Origin of the sequence: Jeotgalibacillus proteolyticus (assembly GCF_050107735.1) — a bacterium.
Taxonomy (GTDB): domain Bacteria; phylum Bacillota; class Bacilli; order Bacillales; family Jeotgalibacillaceae; genus Jeotgalibacillus; species Jeotgalibacillus proteolyticus_A.
The window spans coordinates 112156-136031 of record NZ_JBNILO010000001.1 but is presented as its reverse complement, the minus strand read 5'-3'; the positions used below and the strand labels follow the sequence as shown (position 1 = coordinate 136031).

The following is a 23876-nucleotide window of genomic DNA, read 5'->3' as shown; positions in this document are numbered from 1 at the left end:
TCGTTAACGGCTTCCTATTATACCCTCTTTATCTAACAAGGTAGATTTCAACGGTTCCTTTACAGCTTTAAAAACGATAAAGTCCGGCCTCCGCAGATCTGATTTGAATGACGGGTATTTTTCCAGCATATGGTCAGAAGGTCTAGGTTCCACCACTTGCTCAAGTGTGAATCCTGTCTGTACGATCTGATTTACATAGTTTGATAGTGTGCGGTGAAAAAGCAGCATCTTCTCTTTTCCGCCAAGCGGCTGCTCGAACACTCCTTCATCAAAGTAGCGATCAACCTTCCAGAAAAGCTTTTCGCCTGATGGCGTCCTTTCCCAGCTGCTGACTGGTGTTATGAATGCAGGATGCAGGATGGAAAAAATGAGCGTTCCCCCTGGTGAGAGCACTTGGTACATCTGCTGCAGCGCTTTTTCATAGTCTTGCAGATCATGAAGAACCATATTTGAAATCACAAGGTCAAACTGCCTCTCTTCTAGAAATGACAGATTCTCGAGACTGCCGTGAAAATAGTTAACCGCCGCCCCGCTGATTGTTCGGTTCTGTGCAATTTCAAGCATTTTCTCAGAATAATCCACTGCCGTGACGGTTGCTCCCGCTTTTGCCAGCAATCTGCTTAAATAGCCTTCTCCGCAGCCGGCATCCAAAAGCTTTTTATTTTGTATATCCCCTGCAAGCTCCATAATAACCGGGTTTAAAAGGACTTCTTTATGTAAATCTCCAAGCTCACTATGTTTTTCTGCATAATCCTCTGCGAAATCATTCCATCTTCTTGCCGCTTCTTCCGACCCCATCTTGTTCATCGACCATCTCCCACCTTTTTTAAACCAAATGCTTTGAGCAGTTAAACAGCGAACAGTCCCATTTTGTCTCATCATGCTTCAAAATGGTGATGGAGGTATTTTCCAAAAGTGTTTCCGTGAATTGTTCAGGAAGAAGATGCTTCAATGTCAAACCGATGAGCCCGCCATGGCTGACGACCAGTATCTTTTTGCCATTATGCTCCTCAAGGATCTCTTCTATAAAATCTGCTCCGCGTTGTGCAACGGCTTCTTTTGTTTCAATGCCAATCTCCTGCTCACGCCAGTTGTCTCCCCATTGAGTCACCCGTTCGTCTAACGTCAGGCCTTCAATTTGGCCAAGATGCATTTCTCTTATGCGCCCATCCTGAATTGGTGCAGGCAGCCCTAATTTGTTCGCAATTGCTTCAGCTGTTTCTCTTGCACGTGATAAGTCACTTGAAATAACCAGATCCCATTTTTCATCTTCTGAAGCGATTCGTTCTGCCACTCGTCTGGCTTGCTCTCTTCCTTCCTCACTTAACGGAATATCCGAATGCCCCTGTGCCCTGCCTGAAGTGTTCCATTCCGTAACCCCATGTCTGATTAAGCCGATTGTTGTCATATTCATCTTCCTTTCTGCTTTATCATTTATTTCTGTCCTTATTTTACCATACGTGTTCCATACAGCGTTTAAGCCATGCTATAATTTAATGTAATTTTCAGTTATTTTTTACTGGAAATTTATACGTTTAGAATGGGGGAAATTATATGGAACCAAGTAAACCTGATACCTATTCTCCACCAAAACATTTTGTTTCTGCAGCCACCATCGTCCTGAATGATCAACAGGAAATTTTGTTAATTAAAGGTCCCAGAAGAGGGTGGGAAATGCCCGGCGGACAAGTGGAGGAGGGCGAATCATTAAAAGATGCCGCCATCCGGGAAACGAAAGAAGAGTCCGGTGTGGACATCGAAGTAGTAAAATTCTGCGGGATCTTTCAAAATGTGGACCGCTCCGTTTGCAACACGCTGTTTCTAGCGAGAGCGGTTGGCGGAAGCTTAACAACCTCACCGGAAAGCCTGGAAGTTGGATTTTTTCCAATAGAAGAAGCTTTAGAAATGGTGACCTTTAAAAATTTCAGACAGCGGATTGAATACAGCCTCAACACAGACTTGCAGCCTTTTTGCATTGATTTTTAGTTATGGGTGACTCAGCAGGATTAAGCCTCTTCCTGCCATACAGCAAGTCTCTGGATGAAGCATAAACGAACTTCATCTGGAGAACTGGTTTGTTAATGGTTTCTTTTTTGGAAGATTTCTTTAACAAATGCTTCTTTCCGATTAGTATATTCTTCAATTCCAGTGGACGCTGTTTTCAAGTAATCCAGCTTAATCTCAAGATATTTTTTTCGTGCCAGCTCGTTTGAGTTCAAATAATCCCGAAAGAAAAGTAAGTTGTTCCAGAATTCCTCTTGGAATTCGACTAAATGGATATAATGAGTTTTCTTCTCGTATGTTTCATTTGAAAATTTAGCAAGAACGATCTCGTTTGGCCGTTCTACTTTCAGCCTCAAAAACCCTGCAAGCTTTAAGCCTGCGAACAGGTCGTCCTCCACATTTTGTATATCGTTTACGCCAACAACCATATCCAGGACGGGCTTTGCGGCCATTCCTTTAATCGCCGTGCTGCCGATATGTTCAATGCGAGTTTCTTCAATCGCAGCGTTTTGCATGATCTCTTGTTTTATTCTGGTAAACTCCTCTTTCCATTCTGGTGTATAATCTTCCAGTTTAACTTCATTTCTTTTCAATCCAAGCTTCATTCCTTCATCCCCCTTTTTTAATGAACCACCTTCAATAATGTTAACATAAATTGCCCCCTTTTTATTCCAGAAAAAAGAAGCTAGAACAAAAGTGTCTCAGCCTCTTTGACCGGTTCACTTCGCTTCAGGTGGACGCTTTCCGCAGGGACGGCGCTGAGCCTTCTCGGGCTTTGCCCTGCGAAGTCTCAGCTTGCCGTCATATCCTGCAGGAGTCGCCACCTTCCGCTCCACTCACCTCTTATTAATTACAAATATCAAATCGTTTTTTTAAACTTTTTTGAGTTTTCCCCAATCTCCTGGCAAGTTATTAGTCGTCGTCTCGTTCCATTTCAAACTCCATTACTTCTCCTGTCTGGCCATTGATGTCGATTTCGTATTCATCATCTCCGTCTTTCATTTCGATCTCATAATGACCGTCATCCAGTTCAGATTTCACGATGTCGCCTTTTCCTTCTGTTTTAGCAATTTCCTCTGCTTCTTCTTTTGTGATCTTCACGTCTGCATTTGCTTGATCATCGCCGGTGCTGTCGTCATCATCACGGTCCACTTTCAGGACTTCACCAGAATTTGCGTCCACATCTACGCCCGCTTCTCTGCCATCCTCCCTTGTTCCATCTACCTCATATACATAGCGGCCGTCATCTTCATCCTTTTCCACTTTCGTGATCGTCAAGCCATCCACTTCTTCTGTCGCAATGGTTTCTGCTTCTTCCTGTGTCAGCTTAGCATTGCTGTCATCCCAGTTATTGTCGCTGTCAGCGAAGGCATTTACACCAAATGCACCCCCGCCAAGAATGACTGCTCCTGCGATTCCGCCAATTAGTAATTTGTTTTTCATGTTCATTTCCTCCTCTTGTGTGTTTGTTGTTTCTAGTTATAGATTACACACGCAAGATGAGAAACCACGGAGAGGAAAATGAGAATTTGATGAGAATTTAATCCTCCCAGCTGACAGACATGATTTCGCCAGTGATGGCATTGATCTGAACAGTTGCTTCAAGCTCATCGCTCCGTTCAATTTCCACGAGAAAATACGAACCATCTTCGTCGCTTTCATACTCCACATCATCGACCGTTCCTTCTATCTGCTCCATCGCAATATTGACTGCTTGATCTTGAGTGATGGGTTGATCAGAATCCTTTGGTTCTTTTGTATTAGAAGCTGGTTCTTCTTCAGAGGTTGGAGGATCTTTTTCCGGTCTGCTTTCTGACACGCGCTCCATGCCTAGTATACTGCCGTCATCTTCCGCCACTAAAAGTTCATAAGAGCCCGTTTCAAGTGTCATGGATACAAGATAGCGGTCTTCTGAGCGTTCTATGGCTGTAATTTCACCCTTGTACTGCTGCTCAACCTTTTGCTGGACTTCTTCAGCCGAAACCGTTTGTTCATTCTGCAAAAGCATTGCACCCTGCCAGATTAAAATCGTCAGCACGGCCACTCCTGCAATGGTTATACTGGTTTTTTTCAGTAAAGGACTCATTTCAGATCCCCCCTTGGTCTTCTTCCTTTTATTTGGCTATAGGCAGCAGGATGGCGGCGGTTGTTCCTTTTCCCTGCTCGCTGGTTAACATAATTTCCGCTTCAAGCACACGGGCTAATTCTTTTGCCAAGGAAAGGCCCAGGCCATATCCTCCAGATGTACTCGTTCTCGCTTCATCGACCTGGTAAAAACGGTCAAACACCTTTTTTACATGCTCACTTGAAATTCCAATGCCGGTATCTTTTATTTGGATTTCCACGAAGCCTTCAGTTCGAAAAGCATGAACCTCAATCTTTTCTTCACTGTACTTGTGTGCATTGTCCAATAAAATATACATCAGCTGCTTAAGCTTTTGAGGGTCTGTTTTGACCACCATCTCTTCCTCTGCGTGAAGCGTAACCTGCCGCTGATAAGCCCGCTCAAAGGAGGACGAAGCAGCTTCAAGAATGGGTGTCACCGTGTGATTTGAAAGAGTAACGCTTCCTTGTTCATCCTGCTTGGCTAAAAGCAGCAGCTGCTGGGTCAAATCCCTCATTCTCAAGGCTTCTGAATGAATGGCTTCCACCGATTCATCAAACAGTGCTTCATCGTTTTTACCCCGCCGCTTTAATAAACTCGAGTAGGATTCAATGATCGTCAGTGGTGTTTTTAACTCATGAGATGCATTGGAAACAAACTGCTCCTGTTTTTCATAATTCGTTTCCAGCTGCTCAATCATCTTGTTAAAGGTTTCGGTCATCTGGTCCAATTCGTCCTTTGAACTGGATGTGCGTTCAATTTGCTGGAAGCGTCCGCTGCTCCGGATGTCGTTCATGGTCCGAATCAGTGAAAGGATCGGGTTTGTAATGAGCTTGCTTAAAATTCGTGCGGAGATAAATAAGGGAATAATGGCCCCAATGGAAACGACCAACAGAACGATTCTCAGTACATTCAGGTTTTCTGCTGTAGCCTGGAGTGATTCTGTCAGCTGAAGCGCCGCGACATCTCCATCTGTCCAGACAATCGGAAGCGAAATAAACGCGTGGGGAATATCATTTATGGAGCGAACCTCAGCCCGCTCACCGGGATAAAATTCTGTCTCCTCCTCTGCCAGGCGCTGGCCGCTCCCGCCTGTCACTCTTGCATCTCCACGATCGTCTCCTTGCACAATCGTGATCATGCCGCGCGGTGGAACATATGCACGAAGTAAATCCTGCGGGGCTGCAGCGCTTTGAACAGCACTGATCCCTGCCTGCACCTGGTCTGCCTGTGCTTTTGTTTGCTCCAGTTCGCTGTCATACATAATGCGGCTGAACGAAAAATAAATGGCGGTATTAATTAAAGCAAGAAGGACAATAAATAATACCGTTGTAAACACATGAATTTTATTGGTCAGCTTCATCGCGGATCCTTTAACACGTAACCTACGCCACGAACGGTATGAAGCAGCTGCGGCTCATACCCTTTGTCGACTTTGTTTCGCACATAGCGTACATACACATCGACAATATTCGTATCGCCGTAGTAGTCATAGCCCCAAACATGATCTAAAAGCTGCTCGCGGCTCAGCACCTGCCGCTGATTTTTCATAAAGTAAGCAAGCAGCGCGAATTCTTTTGCCGTCAGCCCAATCGCATCTTCTCCGCGGAAAACTTCATGAGTCGTTTCATTTACCTTTAAATCTGCCAGCTGCATTCCCTCTTCTTCTCTTTTTTCAATTGGTGCTTTTGTGGATCTCAATGCTGCACGGATTCTTGCCATTAATTCTTCAAATTGAAAGGGCTTTGTGACATAGTCATTTGCTCCAAGATCAAGTCCTGTTACCTTATCCTCAATTTCACCCTTTGCTGTCAGCATGATCACAGGCGTCTGATCGCCGCTGTGCCGGATTCTCTTCAGCAGATCGACTCCATTCATTCCCGGCAGCATGATATCGAGTAATATCAAATCCCATTTTTCTTCCCTAAACCTCTGAAGGCCTTCCAGCCCGTCTTTCGCTTTCACTACGGTATAGCCTTCGTATTCAAGCTCCAGCTCTAACACCCGTGCAATTTTCTCTTCATCTTCCACAACCAGAATCGTTTGCTTGCTCATCTTCATCCCTCATTTATCTGGGTTCATTTTTTTGTCATTGCCTAAGCATCATTTTCCCTGCCCGTTCAACAAATTCAGACGAACATTTCCCAGGAAATTGTTCATTCCCCTTCTTTCGACCTTTGAGATTTACTTATACTATTTCCATTGTACAAGGTGAAAATGAGGATTTGATGAGAAAAAGCTTGGATGTGTAAAAAGTTTTCGTACCGGCGGTTTATAATTCTTGAAACAGAACTAATACTATAAACTAGATAAAAGATGATTTTAGTTGAAACCAAAGTCACTTTACCTTTTTTTACTTATTTACGTTACACTATAAGTGTAAATTGATGAGAGTACTTTTCTGCTAAACCATTCACAAGAGGTGACTACTATGGATAAAAAAGACCTTGAACAAAATTCGGAAGAAATAATTGAGGTCGTTACAGAGATTGATGAAGAATCTTGGAATGTCATAAAACGTCTTTACGATGGTACGTTTAAGGCGTTAGTTGATCGATGAAAAAGATATCATTTGAAGTGGCACAAGAGATTAATTAAATGGAACAAAACTATCTCAGACTCTTTGCCCGGCTCACTTCGCTTCATAAGGCCATAAAAAGTCTCAGCTTCCCGTCATATCATGCTGGAGTCGCCACCTTCCGCTACGCTCACCTCATACTAAGAAATATATTTCGCCTCATTTTAAAGCTTTTTTTCATTTATGTAGAAGCCTCTTTCTTTAGCAAAGATGATATCCTTGATAAAAAACTTTCTAAAGCAGCTGTGCGCTTTAATATATTCTTTTTCCTCTTATTATTCAATATTTCATCATTGAGGAATCCTTATGGTAAGCTTAAGATATCAGAATTTACCAATAAAGGGGGTTGAATGTGGAATATTCATTCTCAAACATCTTCTTTGGCTTTGTATTGCCAATCCTGATCATCACCATTTTTGTATTTTGGACAATCAAAATTTCCTATACTAATCGATTTCTTCCTTCCATCACTCTCTTTTTTCTATCTATTTTCGTCTTTCTGCTTCCTACAATTCTTGCTTATTTTGAAGTTATTAAGGGTTCTATGGGCTTTGCCGTGGCAATCATGAGTATTTATTATTCAGTTGCTTTGTTAATTGGAGTGGTGGTGAATCTCGTTGTACTTTTTACAATCAAAAAAAAGTAATCGTCCGGTTTAAGTGAGGTGAAAGCATTAATGGCTAATGTCGTTATTGAGGAATACAACCCGCAATGGATAATCCAATTTGAAGAGGAAAAAGGAAGACTTGAGTCTATTCTGAATGATAAGGCAATTTGTATTGAACATATCGGGAGCACTTCTGTGACTGGACTTGGTGCCAAACCAATTTTAGATATTGCAGTTGCTGTACATGCTTTTTCAGTGGTTCATGAATTCTTTGAGCCTTTAAGGCGGATAGGCTATGAATTTGTTGATCACGCTGCTTTTCCTGAACGACGTTTTTTCAGAAAAGGACCGTGGGGCGCTGGTACACATCATCTGCATATCTATCTTTTTGATGAAGAGCCGTGGAAAAATCAGCTTATATTCAGAAATTTTTTGCGTAAACATCCTGAGGTATTAAAAGAGTATTATCAATTAAAACTGCGGTTGTCCCAAGACTTTCAATTTGACAGAGCTTCCTATACGGAAGGGAAAACTGAGTTTATCCAGGAAATGCTGAGACAAGCAAAAATAGAATGTGGGAAATTTAATTAGATGATTAGAGCTTGTCCACCTTTCTATCAGGAGGGAAATTAGGATGAAGTTTGCTCCATGTCAGCGGATCAACGCTGTTATGACCCATTATCAAAAACCCTGGTTTTTTGCAGGGGGCTGGGCGATTGATCTTTATTTGGGAAGTGAAACCAGGGATCATGAGGATATAGAGATTGCTATTTTCCGAACCGACCAAAGATGCTTGAAGAATTTTCTGGTTGATTGGGAGTTTAAAAAAGCAATCCGCGGAAAGCTTGAGCCCTGGTATGGTGAGTTTTTATCTCTTCCTGTGCACGAATTGCACGCTCTTAACAGGACAACCGGAGAATCTATTGAGGTGCTGCTTAATGAATCCTCAGAAAATGAGTGGCTGTTTAGAAGAGATAGGACGATCACAACCCCCTTAACAGCCGCTATTAGCCAAACCCATACAGGTCTTCCTTATTTAAGTCCTGAAATTGTCTTGTTGTTCAAAGCAAAACACACTCGTGACAAAGACCACCAGGACTTCATCCTTGTAAAAGATAACCTTGATGACGAACAGAAAAGCTGGCTGTGTCATTCCATCCAGTCTCAACATCCTGGACATGAATGGTTAAGCTATTTACTTTAGTATTTTGATAATGAATGATTATGGAGACGATTACGTTGAAGAAAACTCTATCAAATGTTGTACGTAAGAAAAAGAAATTTAGTAAGGTTTTAATGGCAATTATGCTCACTGGCATAATATTTATTAGTCTTGCTGGAAATGGAATTTACTGGGCGTTTTTCGATATGGCACGTTTACCGGAAGGAGAATTTCTCACAGAGGAAACGTCACCTGATGGCTTGTATACATTAAAGGCTTATGTCACGAATGGCGGTGCCACTACTTCCTATGCAGTGCGTGGTGAGTTGGTTTTTAATAACAATGAAAACAAAACAAAAAATATCTACTGGAATTACCGGGAAGAAACAGCTCAAATTAGGTGGACGGATAAGAATACAGTGGTTATCAATGGTGAGACACTGGATGTGCCGGGGGAAATATTTGATTATAGAAATCAGTAAGAAACGAATCAGATACATTAAAAAGGAGGCTCTATTCTTTATGAAAGAATGTGAAAAATGCCAGACTACATTTACGTGGATTGACATTTATAAACTTCAGTGGAAGAAGAAAAACAGCCACCTACTTCGATGTCAGAACTGTGGTACAGAACACGAACAAACGAGATCTTCAAAAATTGCGTTTTCCCTTTTATTAGGATTAGCTTCCGGGACCGTTGTATTTCTTACTGCTTCATTACACTTCCTGATTAGTATATTATTAATCATTCTATTTTATATTGTTTTATCAGCTCTCTCGGTATTCATTATCGACTATCGCTCCAAGTATCATTCTAATTATAACAATGATTTTTAAGCTCAAGTAGTAACTACTCCTGCCACCTGACCTAATATCAAATAGTTGTTTATATAATACTTATCCGCTCCCGTACCTCTTTTCACATTTATCTGCGCACTGAGAAATCATTGCCGTTTGTTTATTAGGCTGAGATGACGAAGCTGTCCGCAGAAATGTAAGATTGCATTTCATCCAATTTCCATGCAGCCAACCTCGCCTTGGGTTTGATTCATGGGCGCGTTCTTCCTTTGTCCCCTACTCATCTACTCGCTCTGAATACAAGTTATTCTCCAACGCATACTCCAATGATTTATCCGGGACCAGGTAGCGGACACTCAGACCATTTAGAATCCTGGAGCGAATAAAAGCAGAGCTTGTCTCCACTGTTACCCCTTTACTCAGGAAATCAAATCTATCTTCATTTTTTGTGAGAAGAGCATCTCTTGCAATAATGTCAGACATATCAAATCCTTCTCTGCCCATAACTACAAACCTATTACTTTCAATTAATTCTTTACCGTACTCCCATGTTGGCAATCCAGGCAAATTATCGGCTCCCATTACAAAATACAACTCGTCGTCAGGGTATTTTGCCTTCAATGTTTTCATCGTAAAGTAAGTATATGAATGCCAGGCGGCAGCTTCCATTTCCGTGGCATCTGTCACAAATTTAGGATTATCCTCAATGGCTAATTCAACCATCTTCATACGATGGTGGTTTGCTGTGAGCTGTCTCCCCTTATCAATCCTTGTATCTGACGAAGGAATTAATAACATCTTATCAAATCCTCTTCTGTCTGCTATCATTTCCATGGAAACCATATGTCCTAATGTAATCGGGTCAAACGCTGAACCAAAAACGCCAATTTTCATTGTTCATTTCCCCTCTCCACTGGTTTGAATTTGCATCGGAACTTCTTTCAATCTTGGATTGCTGTTGAATTTCCTTCCCGCTTTCGCTTCGTGTTTCCCGTCTAATAATACATCATCTCCGGTAAATCCAATGTTCACCTTTAGTAAACTGCCTCCAACGCCATATACATCTACAGGCGCCTCTTCTTTTTCAAACCGTTTAATTTTATCAGACGTGAACCCGCCGCTTACGACAATCTGAACATGGTGAAGTCCTTCGCCATCCAGTGCTTCCCGCAATGCTTTCACTAAAGGAACATTGACACCGCTTGCGTCAAAGGAACCCAGCATTTCCTGGTTTCGGATAAAGTACTGATCCATCATGGTTTTCGACGTATCTATTCGAACTCCTTTAAGTTTTTGTCCGAATGCTTTCCCGACTTTCAGAGAATCCGTAATGACATCGTTGTTATAATCCACCAGGGCAATTAAATCGTCCTCATGGAATGTCTCTAAGTAGGCTTTTGAGGCTTCTACGATGTCACCATTAAATAACTGAATCATAGCATGAGGCATCGTGCCAAGACCTTATTCGCCCCACCATTCGTTCATGGCATGCGTTGCCTGAGCACTCATTCCGCCTATAAAGGCTGCGTATCCGTCCCCTGCCTGGTTGCTGAAATGGTCATCCCGGTCTCCCATGAAAATGACTTTTTTATCTCCCGCAGCTTTTACCACCCGGTACACATTTGTAGCAACGCTGGTTCTTCTTGCCAATATACCATCTATGACCCCTTCTAAGTAGCCAAACTGGTGGTAATGACCTTTTATAGTCAGGACGGTTTCAAAGGGACTGATGCTTTCTCCATCCTGCAGTGCGTAAATTTCCAGGTTCTCTGGTTCCTCTGCAAAGGTGTGAATAAGAGCGATGACTTCGTCCATTCCGCATAAAACGGCTTCTTCTTTTTGAAAAAACTGCATGGTGACGACTTTATCTGATTTGTATTTCTTCGCAATTTCTCTGGTTTTCAGGAAATAAACTGCTGAATACCAGCCTTCTCCAACCCGTTCATCAAAGTTGAATGTTTCGTTTGTAAGTCTCTCGATTTTCCCTTGTATTTTTAATTCAATTTCTTTTTCCATGTTCCCTCTCCTCCTATCAGTAATCTTTATAGGACTGGTCATAATTGCCTAATGGAAAACCAGGTCCATACGTTGCTGAACCCTTGAGCTTAGTCAATGATTTCGGTGTGAAAGCATAGCTTCATATGCTGCATCATCGTTTCTCCAAGGTCCGTGAACGTCGCCGCTCCTCTTTTATGAATGGCTGTTTTAAACCCTTCTGCATCTGCCCCTGCTACTGTTAGAAAATCACAGATATCCGTGCAAACGCCGGTAACATGTACCTTTTCAACATCTAGCTGTTTTAGTGTCTCAGCCAGATCTGTTTTGAAAAATGCATTATAGTTTGATTTCGGGACATAAAGAAGGTTTTCGTTTTCGGCATTCACTTTATACCAGTCAGTAAGCTCACCATATAACTGTTGACCTTCAGTACCGACAATATTATGAGGTGTCCATAGGTCAAAATGCGGGTCATCGGGCTGGTGAGCGTCCATCGCAACCACTACCACATTACCCTCTTCGAGAAACGCTGATGCTAACCCTTTAATGTAAGGAACAATTTCCTGTGCCGTTTTGCCGGCGGTGAGTGTACCTTTGTCTGCCACAAAATCATTACTCATATCAACAATTAATAGAGCTTCTCTTGCTTTACCTGTGTTCATTATCATCTTTCTCCTCTCTATTATGCTAATTAACTAAATGTTAATTAGTTATGCTAAAAAATTAGTAGAGTGATGGGACCGGCACTTCTTTGTCTACGAATTTGAACAATGCAGATGGCCGGTCTGAATAGCGCTGGGTCGTTTTTGGCATTCCCTCTTCAGTCAGTACGGGTTCAATAAAGCTTAGGTTTTTGATTTTTCTGGACCAGGCTGATTTACCTTTGATCGACGATTTGTCAGTAACAGTCAATAAGACATTTTGCAGCTCAGAAGCGATAAATTCTTTTGGCAGAAATTCTTTTGCTAATGTGGTTTGAATCATTTCTCTTTTAATAATATTAAAAGCATCTTTAATGATCCTTTCATGGTCAAACGCTAGATTCAGGGAATCAATTTCTTCCATACTGAATAGTTCAACCTCCTGGGCATCGTCATTGGCTTTTTTATTGTCCAGATACTGTTCTTTTACAATGGCGTAATGAGCATTGGAAATAATCCATCCTCTTGGGTCTCTGCCTGGTTGATCATACACTTGGTAATGCTCTAAATGGATATCCTTAACACTTGTTTCTTCTTCCAATTCCCGTACTGCTGCTTTAAAAGCTGTTTCATCAGGCTGCACAAATCCTCCAGGCAATGCCCACTTCCCGCCTTCTATGTTAGGATTGCCTTCATGATCTTTTGTGTGCCTTTTTATAAGCATGAGCTTCAGCACGTTTTTGGGTATTTTGGATCGCGTGTTCTTTTCAGAAACAATCGTGAAAACAGCTATGTCAGAGGTATACCCGTCCGGTGTCACATACTTTTCGGAGTCATATATTTGCAGAAATTCTTCTTCCGATCGATCGGTCAACGCCTTCACCCATCCTTCCTATTTTCTTCTAAAAGGTTTATCGAAGTATGCCTTGAACTAATTAACTTTTTGTTAATTAGTTATTTCCTATAGGTTACCTTATTTTTGTAATTCCGTCAATGAATAAGTTATCTAATTAATTCCTTTTCCAGACAGTCATGCAGTTTACCTGCCAACGTCACTTCCTTGAACTTAGTAAATCCCATCTTTGTCCAAAACACGACTGCTTTCTCGTTTTCTTTATGAACGGCCAGACGCAGGTTGTCTTTTCCCTGCTGTTTAATCAGTTGTTCGAGCTGGCGGTACACTTTTGTCGAAATGCCAGCTCCCTGTTTATCCGCATGAATCACAAACAAACTGATCCATGGCAGTTTGTCAGAAGGGTTTTCCAGGCAATAATCAACGAGCCCTATGTACTTTTCATTTTGCTTAACCATTAGACGGACAGTCTTCAGACGGTGCGATTCTTCATATTCATCCTGTATGTCCTGAAATTGGACTGTGGCTTTGTTTTTAGACATCCGATTATACGAAGGATTCGAATTCATAATGTCCACTTCAATCTTCCATTTATGTATGGTGTTTTCTTCAAAGCTGATCACGTGCATCCCTCTTCATAACGGTTATTTGTCCTGCATCATTTTCCTCTCTCTCCACTCATTCTCTAATATACTCATTTCCCACAAGCTCCAATATTCATTTCCCATGTTTCTTGCATCTCTCAGCAATCCCTCTTTTTTAAATCCGGCTTTTTCATAGCAGGAAATAGCAGAGGAATTAAACTCAAAAACGCCAAGGCTGACTCTATGTAAAGCGAGTTCGTCAAATGCAATTTTGAGGATTTCAATTATCATTTGCTGACCGATGCCTCTTCCTCTGACACTCTTGTCTCCAAGTAATACCTTGCCAACGCGGGCCGATCTATTTTCCCGGTCTATTCTCCCTAATGAAATATGTCCAATGGCATTTCCCGTTTCTTTGTCAGCAACGGTATAAATCAACGCATTAGAATCGTGCCCGTTTGCCTCTTTCAGATACTCATCCAGCTGCTTCTCATCTAATGGAAAACGAAATCCCGGTCCGCTCCACTGCATTAAAAAGGCCGGACTTTCTATCCAGCTTATTAGCTGCTGATAATCGGAACGGTTGAAAAATCTTAATTCAATCATTACAGCACCCTCCTTCATTCAACTTATACGCTTTGACGACCTATTTTATATGGCTTTTTCTGCAGGCTTCAACGATCTCTTCCTTTAATTGTTGACCTTTTCTTTCGTTTATTAAGGATTTTTCGACTTTTGCCCATCCGACGATGTATCTAAGATGCTCATCCTTCGTAAATAAATCTTTGTTCCTCGTATAAATCGGCTCAAACCACTCTGCTTTTTTTAACAGTTCTATATTTCTGAACACTTTTTCATCGCTTGGATTTCCGCGGATGAACATTGCCATGGACATACAAATATTAGCAACTATCTCAAGAATCACTTGATGCCCCCTTTTTTAAGCAGCCTTTCATAGTTAAATAATAACTTAAATAGGGAGGACGAAAAGCAAAATTCTCAAGATAAGTAACGAATTTAACATTGTACATAAGATTAGGTCTGGAGGATTCCAAGTCATCATCATCTTCCCAAGCCATATCCATATAGAATGGTAAATCCATCATTCCTTTTTTGCCTTTTTACTTATCTTGCATCTGCCGGTTCGTTTTTTACTGGAAATAGAGTATAATAAAAGGTACGTTTTTTTTGATTACTAAAGGTGGTAGGTATGCGATGAGTTTTCAATCTCAATCATTTACAAGCGGTATTGAAAAGCTGGAGCAAAAGCTTTTTCAGCAATTTATGCCGTCGAACCAGCAAGATGAACGCCTGATTCAAAAAGGGCTTTTCTTATATAGACAAGGCACCGTATATGACGGCGGGTATGATCCGTCTATGAATATGCTGCGTGCTAAAGTACGGGATGTGTATCAGGTGAATGTCCGCATTTCGCTTGATCCCGAGAAATCGAGCTCCTGCAGCTGTCCGGAGGAAAATTGGTGCCGTCACCGCATGGCAGTGTTTTTTAAATTTTATCAGCAAACTTCAAGCGTCAGTCAATGGATAACAAAATGGAGAAATCAAAAGCCTGCCATGATCAAGATTGAAAAGTCTCCACAGGCGTGGAAGCAGATTGTAAAAGAAGCAATCTCCACCATGAACTATTCACAGCTTCTTGAGCAGCCGTTTTTGTTTGATCATTACATTAAAAATGCACAGCTGACGATTCAAAAGAAAACGCCAATGGAAAAAGAATGGAAGCCTTTGTATGAGCTGCATTCTTCCTTTTGGCTGTTTATTTATGTTTCGCGGGAAATTCATTCACACAATCCTTCTGTCTTATCAAATGAAAGTGTGATGGAAATACTGGGAATGATTCTGGAGGAAATGGAAGATGCGCTGTCAGATCTGGCGGTGTATGCCCGTCCTTTTGCCTTTGATCCGTTTTTAGAGGATTTGCGTACGGGGTCTCATGAGCTTCTTGAAGCGATCTCATCTCCCGTTTCCTACTCGGTCTATTCCTTGCTTTGGTTTCAGCTTTTTACTTCCAAAGCGTGGAGAGAAAAAGAGCTCGACCGCATTTCTGAGCTTTCAGAAGAAAAAGATGAATTGTATTTTGCACGCACGGGTCTTGCCCTGCTGCTGATGAAAAACGATGTGTGGAAAGAGCAATTCCGCTTGTCCTCTCCTTCTGTCCTGCCTCATGCTGTGCGGTGGATGGAATGGATGATGTGGGATGACCGGATGGATGCGGCGGTGACGATTTTACAGGAGCTGCCGAAAAAAATCCCCGCTCACGTTGAAAAGTTTGAGACGGAATCAGAAAAAAGATCGTTTGCTCATTGGCTCATCCGCAAGCTTGAAACGGGTAAGCTGCGTTTGCATACGGCGGATTCCACCATTGCGGTTTATGAATCCCTGCTTCCTTACAGCGCACGCCATTTAGGCTCACTGCTGCTTGATGCAGGCCGTTACAAAGAATGGGTGGAGCTGGTGGACTGGATTGGGTTTACGCCGGAAGAACTGGAGCTTGCAGGATTTAAGCAGCTCATTACCAAGCGTCCGGATTTTGCTGTACCGCTTCTTCACCAGTGGGTTGAACAGCTGATCGCAGGCCGTCAGCGGGAGACGTACCGAAAAGCGGTGAGTTATTTAAAGAAGCTTAAGAAAATCTATACACAAAGCAATCAAACGCAAAAATGGGAGCATTATTTTGACGCCATCCTGCTTCAACACAGGCGGCTTCGGGCTTTTCATGAAGAATGCAGAAGGGGGAAGTTGATTCATGTGGATGAGTGAATACAAAATGATCGACGTTCAAAAGCTTTCAAATGGTCATTTTTCCCTTCAGGTTATCAATCACGATGGTGAGCTGCTGGAGCCGGAAGCCTGGCAGCGCCATCTTCTTTTATGGCATAAAGAAAGCTATCACGGAACGATGGTGAAAACGCACGAGGATGCGTCCGATCACAGCGTGGTGCTCGACAGCTGGGCGGTTCTTACACTTTTTGCGCAGCCAAGCTTTCATGGGCGTATCAATTGGGATTTTTCTCCCTCAGCGCAGTTTTTCTATGATGCTGCACCTCTTCTTTTTGAGTGGATTACAGAGGGCAAATGGCTGAATGAATGGCAGCCCCATGATGAAGAAACGGAAGAATCGTTTTCGATGGTTCTTGGCGATGATTTTTGGGAAGAGTGGACGGATATGAGTGGTGAAGATTCCACTCCCATACAAGAAGAAGCAAAAGAGCAAATGAACGACTGGTATCAGCAGGCGATTACGTATTTTTTTGAACATCACCACAGAAGCCAGGGACTTGCCAAACGTATATTCAATGAAAACCATGCCCTGACGCCTGAAGATCTGTCTATTTATTTTGATGAAGAAAAATGGGCCAATTGGGTGCAGGAAAAGGATCTCGTTTCCCCTTACCGTTTTGGCATACGATTTGAAGAGCCTGTGTCACAAGACGGTCTGTGGACCATGCAGCCATTCCTTCGTGACCAGCGACGGGCTGACTGGACATATGATTTAAACCTGGCACTCCCGCTTGAGCGTTCGCTTCCGGACCGGTGGAAGGGAGAAAAAGTTCAGATAGAAAAAGAACTGTCACGCTGGGTGCGCCTAATCCCTTATTTAAAAGATGAAGGTGTCTGGCAAACTGAAATGTCGGAAGAACGTGCGTGGCTGTTTTTAACAGAAGGCAGCCAAAAGCTTTTGGCGCTCGACGTAGAGATTCTTCTTCCTTCATGGTGGAAATCTATTCAGCAGTCTAATGTAGCGCTTAAAGCCGCCGTCAAAGGCGATCACAGCTACCGCCCTTCTTTTGTCGGGCTCGATTCGCTTGTGGAATATGACTGGAAGGTTTCCATTAACGGCAGTGATATGACCGATGATGAATTTAATGATCTTGTAAATGAGAAAAGACGTTTCATCCAGATAAACGGGAATTGGATTGCGCTGGATCCCGCGTTAATTATGCGTATTCAGCAGGCCATGGCCGATGCCAAAAAACGCGGCATCCGGATGCGTGATCTGCTTGAGCAGGAACTCGATCAGGCAGCAGGACATGAAATAGAATCAGAAGAGGATGATCTCCGCATTCAGTATCAGCTTAACCGCTCGATGAAGGCAATGCTTGATACATTAAATGACGTTGGAAAAATCCCGCTCATTCCTGCTCCTGGAGAATTATTGGGAACACTTCGTCCGTATCAGCAGCAAGGGTACAGCTGGATGCATTTTCTTCGCACCAATCACTTTGGCGCGTGTTTGGCTGATGACATGGGGCTTGGGAAGACCATTCAGCTCATTTCATACATGCTGCATGTCAAAAGGACCGAAAAATTGGAGACACCGTTTTTAATTGTCTGCCCGACTTCTGTCCTTGGAAACTGGCAAAGAGAAATAGAACGGTTTGCTCCTTCTTTATCGCTTCATTTGCATTATGGACCAAGCCGGGCTAAAGGAGATGGCTTCACCTCTGCGATCGATCAGGCCGACGTTGTGCTGACCTCTTACGGGCTGTGTCATGCTGACCAGGAGGAGCTTACCTCTATCCGCTGGTCCTCTGTTGCGCTTGATGAGGCCCAGAATATTAAGAATCCGCATACGAAGCAATCAAGAGCAATTCGTCAGCTTCAGGGGCTGCATCACATCGCACTTACGGGGACTCCAATGGAAAACCGGCTTTCTGAGCTTTGGGCGATCTTTGATTTTATTAATCATGGCTATCTTGGCTCGCTCGCTTCTTTCCGTCATCACTATATCGTGCCAATTGAACGGGATAGCTCGGAGGCACTTACTAAGAAGCTTCAGGGTAGAATCCGACCGTTTCTGCTGCGGAGGACAAAGAATGATCCGGCAGTCGGCTTAAATCTTCCTGCAAAAATTGAGCAGAAAGAATTTTGCCCGCTGACCACTGAGCAGGCTTCCCTTTATGAGCAGCTTGTGAAAGATACACTGGAAAAGCTTCCTACTTTAAGCGGTATTGAACGCAAGGGCATGGTGCTGCAAATGCTGAACCGGCTGAAGCAGCTGTGCGATCATCCTGCGCTATTTTTACGCGAGGCGGATCCTGAATATGTAACAGAGCGTTCTGAAAAAATGCTTAAGCTGATGGATCTTGTGGAGCAGATTATGGAAGCAGAAGAAGGCACTATTATTTTCACTCAGTATATTTCAATGGGCAATATGATCAAAGACGTACTTGAGAAAAAATATGGTGTCAATGTTCCCTTTTTAAATGGGTCGACGCCTAAAAATCGCCGGGACGAAATGGTTGAGCAGTTCCAAAACGGAACCTTCCCCATTTTTATTCTATCATTAAAGGCCGGAGGGACCGGTTTAACGCTGACTGCAGCGAATCATGTGATTCACTACGACCGCTGGTGGAATCCAGCTGTCGAAAATCAAGCTACAGACCGGGCATACCGGATCGGTCAGACGCGTTTTGTTCATGTTCATAAATTTATTTCTTCCGGAACCGTTGAAGAAAAAATTGATCTGATGCTTGAGAAAAAACAATCATTAAATGAGGAAATTATAAAAGGCGATCAGTGGATCACCGAGCTTTCGAATCAGGAGCTTGAGGATTTGCTTGTGTTGTCCCCGTAACAAGAGGAGCCCCAGTGAAATGCATCTGGGGCTTTTTTATTGCAGAGGAATGGATGGCACTCTGGGGAGGAGCTGCCAGTAATAGGGTCGTGCGGGTGTGTAGCGGGGTAGTTTATTCATATAGGGTTTATTGCGTGGATGGTTCAGGGATTATTGAAAGGTTTCGACATGAAGTGTTTGACTGGATGCAGGATAATGAGCTGGAGATTCAGCCGGTGAAAACGAGGAGCGCCTCGACTCTAGAAAACGCACGGATTCAGCAATGACCTCCGTGACATATTGTCTCGATCCTTCTTTTTCAAACGAACTGGTTTGAATTCTGCCTGTAACGCCGACAAGCGAGCCTTTTGAACAATATTTTGCCGTGGACTCAGCTGTTCGGTTCCAGATCGTGCAGCGCACAAAATCTGCTTCCTGTTCGCCCTGATTATTTTTAAATGGACGATTTACGGCAATCTGAACGGATAAAACATATTTTCCGTTTTGTGTAGCTCTCAGGTCCGGATCCTTCGTTAATCGTCCGACAAGCGTTACATGATTGATCATTTTTTTCCTCCTTTCTTAAGGCTGAGATCATCATACTTCACGGTTTTTGAATTGTAAAATATGGATTAGGGAGAATTCTCCCTAAAGATCGGAGTGAAAAATTCCTTTTTTTCTGACTATTTTAGGTCTTTTTACCTCGATGTCCACAAGGAAAATGGAAAAGAATGCGTTATAGCTTTTTTTCCGCGGCAGCCAATATGCTATAATAAAGCGTATAAAAGTTAGAAGGAGGCTTTAGGATGAAGACGTTTAAGCTTGTAAATCTAAAGATTGCCGAGGAAGACTCGGTCCGTTCCTTTCACCTTTTTGACGGCCTTATTATCAATAAGGAAGATGATAAACAAACGTGGATCCTCGAAGCTTTTTTAGAAGATACTGAACTCGATTATTTCAAAAATGCCCAGCAGAATCGTGAAGACTTAGAGGTCCTCGCTGTTATTTCAAGCGAAAAAAATGATCCTGCGTCTTTCTACGCCCACGTCCATAACGTGCGCCACATTGGAGATAAAATCAGTGTGCTTTTCACTGGAAACCTTCGCAATCAGCGGAACGAATACGCCGAAAATCTGCTTGATCACCTGGTATCGAAGTCTGATTTAACAGGGAACGACCTGCTGCATGAGTTTCGTACACAGATGAAGGAACGGCCAAGGCTGAAAAAGAGCTAAGTATTTAACACATTTCTGTCTAAAAACTTTTCTTCAATTCATTTTTGTCTTTTATCGTTACTTGTAATATGATCTTTAAACCATGTTTACATTTCCTAAACAATTTTTCGTTATCCTATAAGTGAAGCGAATATTCTTTAGGAGGTATACTTTATGCGTTTACGACAAAAATGGCATCAATTCTGGTATTTCAATTATAATTACTTGCTGGAAAGCGCGAATCGCAAATGGATCAAGTCCTACCTCTGCAAAAAATCAAGCTATCATGGAGGAAAGCTGGTTCAGCTTATAACATTTTAAACAAAAAGCTAGTCCCGTAACTGTAAAAGTAGTGTGATCTACGTCATATGAATCGCAAAGATAAGTGAGCAGAGAAGAAGGCTGCAACTCCTTCTTTATATAATGGCTGCATGAGACTCCATCATGCCCTGTCTGTGGAGAATTCAAGCTTCTAAAAGCGTCCACCTGATGACAGAGAAACCGGTAAAAAACCTGAGACAAGTGTCTCAGGTTTTTACTTTGCGGCTTATTACTCGTCGCGGTTGTCGCGATCTTCACGGTCTTTATTTTCTTCAATTACGTCTTCTCTGTTTCCTTCTTCGTCATCCACGATGCCATTATCATTTTCTTCAATGTTCTCGTTTAACGAGTTCTGGTCTTTGTCTTCCATCATATCCATGTCTTCTGTTTCACGGTCAAGTACGTTGTTGGTTTCGTTTACCGCATCATCCATCATGGATTCGTTGGCATTGTCGTCTTTTGCATTGTCGTCCATGTTACAGCCAACCATCAATGCTGCTGCAAGCAAAGAACCTGCAGTGATCTTAAGAAACTTATTCATGTGTGTCCCTCTCCTTTCGATTGGATTGATGACCAGTTGTCCGGTCTTCACGTAGTTTCTCCAGAGAGAGAGGGATTATGTATGGTTGACAGGACATAATAAAGACGAAAGCAGCCATTCTTTCATAGCGCTTTCGTCCGGCAGAATTATTTTATTGCGAACGTGATTTCCGTTTCGCAGGCGATTTCCCCGTCTACTGTTGCAGTTGCTTTCCCTTTTCCAATCGGCCCTTTAAAGCGGACAATTTCCACTTCAAGACGCAGCTGATCCCCAGGTTTTACCTGACGTTTGAAACGGCAGTTATCAATGCCGGCGAAAAAAGCCAGTTTGCCTTTATACTCTTCCTGTTTGAGCATTGCAACAGCGCCTGTCTGGGCCAGTGCTTCTACAATCAGGACACCTGGCATAACCGGATAGTCCGGAAAATGACCATTGAAGAATTCTTCGTTTGCCGTTACGTTTTTAATGCCCACTGCCCTCTTGCCTTCATCAATTTCAATGATTTTATCGATCAGTAAAAATGGATAGCGATGTGGAATAATTTCTTTGATTTGTTGTGTATTCAGCATAGCATTTCCTCCTGATTAAAGCAGATTTATTATTCAGTATCTTTTGTGACGATATCCATGATATGCGTCCAGGTTTCTTTCTTGAGCGCATCCTGCGGGTTTCCGTCACCTATCACTCCGTAGCCCACCATAAGTCCAAGCAGCAAGCATCCTGCAGCAAGGACCAATACGATGATCACTCGGACAAAAATCGGCAACAGACGAACCTGTACCCATCTAGGCGTAGTGCCGCTGCTGCTTTCTTTTTTTGCTGCCGCTTTCTCCTGCTTTGCTTTCACTTTTTCTTCTTTGGTTAGCCTCGGGGTCTTTTTCATTTTAAAATCTCCTTTAACGCATTCCGTTCACAAGACCGGACATCTGGTCTGAAATCGATATCGCTCTTGAATGAAACTGGTAATTTCTTTGTACCTCTATTAGGTCGGTAAACGATTGAGAAAGGTCCACATTGGATTGCTCCAAAGCTCCCTGTTCAAGCCCAATCTCACCGCGTAATGCTCCTTCAAGCTGGACCATGATTTCCCCAGGCTCAACGCCAAGCTCTTCACGATTGTCCGGCATACCCAGATAAACACTTGAGACGCGGTCCATCAGCTGCGGCCGCTGCAGATCAACGATTCCAAGTTCCACCAGCTGTTCAGTGCCGTTTGCATTCACGGCCAGGACACCGTTGTCTCTAAGCTGAATATCATTTACAGGTCCGTCAAACGTGATGATTTGATCGTTTTGATTGAGGATGGCATTTCCCTGTCCGTCCACAAGCATCACTTCATCATTATTAATAGGCGAAAAGAAAAAATCGCCTTTACGGGTATAGTTCTGCTCTGTGCTGCCCTCTGCATCCTGAACGAGTACTTTAAAATACTGGTTTTCCGCATTAAATGCAAAGTCCAGCGGGCGGTCGCTTCGCTGAAGACTGCCCTGCTGCCCGAGAAGCTGTGATTGAGCGATTCTTGCTCCATTCCCCATACGGACTCCAGGGGGTGTTAGACGCTCTCCTGTGTCTCCGCGCTGATTTTGAACCTGCTGCGTCAGCAAGGAATTAAAAGATGCCGTAGTCTGCTTGTAGCCAGTTGTAGACGAATTGGCGATGTTATTTGAAATCATGTCGAGCTGTTTTTGCAGCTGTCCCATCGTATTTGTGGCTGTTACCATTGTGCGGATCATAAAACGTCCTCCTTCACGTGCATTTAGTTCACCCGTCCGACTTCGTTTACCGCTTTTTCCATGCTGCGGTCATATGCCTGCAGGACCTTTTGGTTGGCTTCAAATGCACGGTAGGACGTCATCATATCCGTCATGGTGCGTGCACTGTCCACATTGGACCTTTCGAGAGACCCCTGCGAGACTGAAAAGGAAATTTCTTCACTAGCATAAGCATTTTCAAGCACTGCGTCATCAGGCGCCCGCAGGAGACCGTTTCCTTCTTTAATCAGATTCATCGGGTCTTCCGAATACGTGACACCGATTCTTGCCACATTCTGTCCATCCTGTGTCACCACACCATTTTCCTGAACAGTGAACCGGTCGTTTTGCAGTTCAATGCGGTTTCCCGCTTCATCCAGTACATAATACCCCTCAGAGGACGTTAAAAACCCTTGTCCATCAAGCGTAAAATTTCCGTTTCTGGTAAAACGGTCCGCTCCATCTTCATTTTCAAGGGCAAAAAAGATCGCTCCTGCTCTTCCAGTGTCTTCATTGATCGGCATATTCCCTTGAACAAGGGCTATGTCGGTTGATAAGCCGGTCTCTCTAACATCTCCCTGTGTAAAATGCGGCATGGTTTCCTGCATATATACACCCGTGTTCAAAGCGCCGACGACTGGGCTGTTTGACAGAGTTCCCCCATTTTGGGATGGTATCTTTGATTCGCCAAGGCTTGATAGCAGCATGTCGGGAAAAGCTCTCATGGAGGATTGGTCCGCCTTGAAGCCGGGTGTATTCACATTGGACATATTATTGGTCAGCATTTCTGTTTTTCTTTGTTGTGCGATCATTCCGGTCGCAACTGTGTAAAATCCTCTAAACATTTCTTCACCTCTTGTGTAGCTCACGTATTTTAGGGCTTGCTTATTTGGGATGACGAATATTTCTCCACTGATTCGTGCCTTTATTCTCACGCATCGCTCCACTGATATCGCGAGTCGGGCACTGCAGCAAAGCCTATTGATTAAAAACGGTGGCTCTTTATGTATCGGTCAGTTTACAGGTTTGTTTAGATGGACGTGCTCGGGAGGAGAACACAATCCTATCCTATTATACCTTGATTCTGTCGAAATGTGGATGGCTATTCGGGATGGTTTTTGCTTATCCGACATTAGATGGAC

31 protein-coding genes and 1 pseudogene are annotated in these 23876 nt (G+C 43.0%); 12 read left to right on the top strand and 20 right to left on the bottom strand.

The annotated features are described in order from the left end of the window. Window positions 1–3 precede the first annotated feature (3 nt). Complete coding sequence (locus ACQCT8_RS00735; RefSeq protein ID WP_426868289.1) at window positions 4–798, bottom strand: class I SAM-dependent methyltransferase; 795 nt, start codon at window positions 796–798, stop codon at window positions 4–6. Between the two features lie 28 nt (window positions 799–826). Beyond that, a complete protein-coding gene (locus ACQCT8_RS00730; protein WP_426867779.1) occupies window positions 827–1414 on the bottom strand; it encodes a histidine phosphatase family protein in 588 nt (195 codons plus the stop codon). 140 nt (window positions 1415–1554) lie between these two features. Between ACQCT8_RS00730 and ACQCT8_RS00725 the strand changes: the two genes are divergently transcribed. After that, complete coding sequence (locus ACQCT8_RS00725) at window positions 1555–1986, top strand: NUDIX hydrolase (protein WP_426867778.1); 432 nt, start codon at window positions 1555–1557, stop codon at window positions 1984–1986. Between the two features lie 92 nt (window positions 1987–2078). On the opposite strand, the gene ACQCT8_RS00720 is transcribed toward ACQCT8_RS00725, so the two are convergent. From ACQCT8_RS00720 to ACQCT8_RS00700, 5 genes are all read right to left on the bottom strand, one after another. Further along, window positions 2079–2609: a GrpB family protein gene (locus ACQCT8_RS00720; RefSeq protein ID WP_426867777.1), complete on the bottom strand. Its 531-nt coding sequence runs from the start codon at window positions 2607–2609 to the stop codon at window positions 2079–2081. Window positions 2610–2916: 307 nt separating this feature from the next. Next, window positions 2917–3447, bottom strand: coding sequence for a PepSY domain-containing protein (locus ACQCT8_RS00715; protein WP_426867776.1), 531 nt, complete (start codon window positions 3445–3447; stop codon window positions 2917–2919). A gap of 97 nt (window positions 3448–3544) precedes the next feature. Further along, window positions 3545–4090 carry a PepSY domain-containing protein gene (locus ACQCT8_RS00710; protein ID WP_426867775.1) on the bottom strand — a complete coding sequence of 182 codons (546 nt, stop codon included), beginning with the start codon at window positions 4088–4090 and terminating at the stop codon, window positions 3545–3547. A 28-nt stretch (window positions 4091–4118) separates the two neighbouring features. Continuing rightward, window positions 4119–5471: a sensor histidine kinase gene (locus ACQCT8_RS00705; RefSeq protein ID WP_426867774.1), complete on the bottom strand. Its 1353-nt coding sequence runs from the start codon at window positions 5469–5471 to the stop codon at window positions 4119–4121. Further along, the gene (locus ACQCT8_RS00700) at window positions 5468–6163 is read right to left on the bottom strand and encodes a response regulator transcription factor (RefSeq protein WP_426867773.1); all 696 of its coding nucleotides are present in this window, start codon (window positions 6161–6163) and stop codon (window positions 5468–5470) included. Before ACQCT8_RS00700 ends, ACQCT8_RS00705 begins: the two co-directional genes overlap by 4 nt. A gap of 376 nt (window positions 6164–6539) precedes the next feature. Between ACQCT8_RS00700 and ACQCT8_RS00695 the strand changes: the two genes are divergently transcribed. The 7 genes from ACQCT8_RS00695 (at window position 6540) to ACQCT8_RS00665 (ending at window position 9292) form a co-directional block, all read left to right on the top strand. Then, entirely contained in the window at window positions 6540–6668 is a 129-nt protein-coding gene (locus ACQCT8_RS00695) for a hypothetical protein (RefSeq protein ID WP_278239927.1), read from the top strand. 38 nt (window positions 6669–6706) lie between these two features. After that, window positions 6707–7036 (top strand): hypothetical protein, encoded by a 330-nt coding sequence (locus tag ACQCT8_RS00690; RefSeq protein WP_426867772.1) that lies wholly within the window; start codon window positions 6707–6709, stop codon window positions 7034–7036. 2 nt (window positions 7037–7038) lie between these two features. Next, the gene (locus tag ACQCT8_RS00685) at window positions 7039–7332 is read left to right on the top strand and encodes a hypothetical protein (protein ID WP_426867771.1); all 294 of its coding nucleotides are present in this window, start codon (window positions 7039–7041) and stop codon (window positions 7330–7332) included. Between the two features lie 30 nt (window positions 7333–7362). Continuing rightward, on the top strand, window positions 7363–7884 hold the full coding sequence (locus tag ACQCT8_RS00680; protein WP_426867770.1) for a GrpB family protein: 522 nt from the start codon (window positions 7363–7365) through the stop codon (window positions 7882–7884). A gap of 43 nt (window positions 7885–7927) precedes the next feature. Next, on the top strand, window positions 7928–8497 hold the full coding sequence (locus tag ACQCT8_RS00675; RefSeq protein ID WP_426867769.1) for a nucleotidyltransferase domain-containing protein: 570 nt from the start codon (window positions 7928–7930) through the stop codon (window positions 8495–8497). Window positions 8498–8589: 92 nt separating this feature from the next. Continuing rightward, complete coding sequence (locus ACQCT8_RS00670) at window positions 8590–8937, top strand: DUF5412 domain-containing protein (protein ID WP_426868287.1); 348 nt, start codon at window positions 8590–8592, stop codon at window positions 8935–8937. After that, the gene (locus ACQCT8_RS00665; protein ID WP_426867768.1) at window positions 8885–9292 is read left to right on the top strand and encodes a TIGR04104 family putative zinc finger protein; all 408 of its coding nucleotides are present in this window, start codon (window positions 8885–8887) and stop codon (window positions 9290–9292) included. The genes ACQCT8_RS00670 and ACQCT8_RS00665 overlap by 53 nt, the downstream gene beginning before the upstream one ends. 237 nt (window positions 9293–9529) lie before the next feature. On the opposite strand, the gene nadD is transcribed toward ACQCT8_RS00665, so the two are convergent. From nadD to ACQCT8_RS00630, 7 genes and pseudogenes are all read right to left on the bottom strand, one after another. Continuing rightward, window positions 9530–10147: a nicotinate (nicotinamide) nucleotide adenylyltransferase gene (nadD, locus tag ACQCT8_RS00660; protein WP_426867767.1), complete on the bottom strand. Its 618-nt coding sequence runs from the start codon at window positions 10145–10147 to the stop codon at window positions 9530–9532. A 3-nt stretch (window positions 10148–10150) separates the two neighbouring features. Beyond that, a pseudogene (locus ACQCT8_RS00655) lies at window positions 10151–11269 on the bottom strand (nicotinate phosphoribosyltransferase). Between the two features lie 89 nt (window positions 11270–11358). After that, window positions 11359–11919 carry a cysteine hydrolase family protein gene (locus tag ACQCT8_RS00650; protein ID WP_426867766.1) on the bottom strand — a complete coding sequence of 187 codons (561 nt, stop codon included), beginning with the start codon at window positions 11917–11919 and terminating at the stop codon, window positions 11359–11361. A gap of 55 nt (window positions 11920–11974) precedes the next feature. Beyond that, window positions 11975–12766 carry an NUDIX domain-containing protein gene (locus ACQCT8_RS00645; RefSeq protein ID WP_426867765.1) on the bottom strand — a complete coding sequence of 264 codons (792 nt, stop codon included), beginning with the start codon at window positions 12764–12766 and terminating at the stop codon, window positions 11975–11977. 128 nt (window positions 12767–12894) lie between these two features. Beyond that, window positions 12895–13368, bottom strand: coding sequence for a GNAT family N-acetyltransferase (locus tag ACQCT8_RS00640; RefSeq protein WP_426867764.1), 474 nt, complete (start codon window positions 13366–13368; stop codon window positions 12895–12897). Window positions 13369–13389: 21 nt separating this feature from the next. After that, window positions 13390–13935, bottom strand: a complete 546-nt coding sequence (locus tag ACQCT8_RS00635) for a GNAT family N-acetyltransferase (protein ID WP_426867763.1) — start codon at window positions 13933–13935, stop codon at window positions 13390–13392. Window positions 13936–13975: 40 nt separating this feature from the next. Continuing rightward, window positions 13976–14254, bottom strand: coding sequence for a hypothetical protein (locus ACQCT8_RS00630; RefSeq protein WP_426867762.1), 279 nt, complete (start codon window positions 14252–14254; stop codon window positions 13976–13978). Window positions 14255–14544: 290 nt separating this feature from the next. Here ACQCT8_RS00630 and ACQCT8_RS00625 point away from each other — a divergent pair, with 290 nt between their 5' ends. Together ACQCT8_RS00625 and ACQCT8_RS00620 are read left to right on the top strand one after the other, a co-directional pair. Next, complete coding sequence (locus tag ACQCT8_RS00625; RefSeq protein ID WP_426867761.1) at window positions 14545–16110, top strand: SWIM zinc finger family protein; 1566 nt, start codon at window positions 14545–14547, stop codon at window positions 16108–16110. Beyond that, window positions 16097–18928 carry a DEAD/DEAH box helicase gene (locus ACQCT8_RS00620; RefSeq protein ID WP_426867760.1) on the top strand — a complete coding sequence of 944 codons (2832 nt, stop codon included), beginning with the start codon at window positions 16097–16099 and terminating at the stop codon, window positions 18926–18928. The genes ACQCT8_RS00625 and ACQCT8_RS00620 overlap by 14 nt, the downstream gene beginning before the upstream one ends. A gap of 150 nt (window positions 18929–19078) precedes the next feature. Here the strand turns inward: ACQCT8_RS00620 and ACQCT8_RS00615 are convergent, their stop codons facing one another. After that, complete coding sequence (locus ACQCT8_RS00615) at window positions 19079–19474, bottom strand: single-stranded DNA-binding protein (RefSeq protein WP_336618986.1); 396 nt, start codon at window positions 19472–19474, stop codon at window positions 19079–19081. Window positions 19475–19713: 239 nt separating this feature from the next. Between ACQCT8_RS00615 and ACQCT8_RS00610 the strand changes: the two genes are divergently transcribed. Beyond that, the gene (locus ACQCT8_RS00610) at window positions 19714–20142 is read left to right on the top strand and encodes a YwpF family protein (RefSeq protein ID WP_426867759.1); all 429 of its coding nucleotides are present in this window, start codon (window positions 19714–19716) and stop codon (window positions 20140–20142) included. Window positions 20143–20295: 153 nt separating this feature from the next. After that, complete coding sequence (locus tag ACQCT8_RS00605; RefSeq protein WP_426867758.1) at window positions 20296–20442, top strand: hypothetical protein; 147 nt, start codon at window positions 20296–20298, stop codon at window positions 20440–20442. A 229-nt stretch (window positions 20443–20671) separates the two neighbouring features. On the opposite strand, the gene ACQCT8_RS00600 is transcribed toward ACQCT8_RS00605, so the two are convergent. The 5 genes from ACQCT8_RS00600 to ACQCT8_RS00580 form a co-directional block, all read right to left on the bottom strand. Next, the gene (locus ACQCT8_RS00600; RefSeq protein WP_426867757.1) at window positions 20672–20983 is read right to left on the bottom strand and encodes a hypothetical protein; all 312 of its coding nucleotides are present in this window, start codon (window positions 20981–20983) and stop codon (window positions 20672–20674) included. A 146-nt stretch (window positions 20984–21129) separates the two neighbouring features. Then, window positions 21130–21552, bottom strand: coding sequence for a 3-hydroxyacyl-ACP dehydratase FabZ (fabZ, locus tag ACQCT8_RS00595; protein ID WP_041061690.1), 423 nt, complete (start codon window positions 21550–21552; stop codon window positions 21130–21132). A gap of 29 nt (window positions 21553–21581) precedes the next feature. After that, window positions 21582–21866: a DNA-directed RNA polymerase subunit beta gene (locus ACQCT8_RS00590; RefSeq protein WP_426867756.1), complete on the bottom strand. Its 285-nt coding sequence runs from the start codon at window positions 21864–21866 to the stop codon at window positions 21582–21584. A 13-nt stretch (window positions 21867–21879) separates the two neighbouring features. Next, window positions 21880–22716, bottom strand: a complete 837-nt coding sequence (locus tag ACQCT8_RS00585; RefSeq protein WP_426867755.1) for a flagellar hook-basal body protein — start codon at window positions 22714–22716, stop codon at window positions 21880–21882. 23 nt (window positions 22717–22739) lie between these two features. After that, on the bottom strand, window positions 22740–23579 hold the full coding sequence (locus tag ACQCT8_RS00580; protein ID WP_426867754.1) for a flagellar hook-basal body protein: 840 nt from the start codon (window positions 23577–23579) through the stop codon (window positions 22740–22742). Between the last annotated feature and the right edge of the window lie 297 nt (window positions 23580–23876).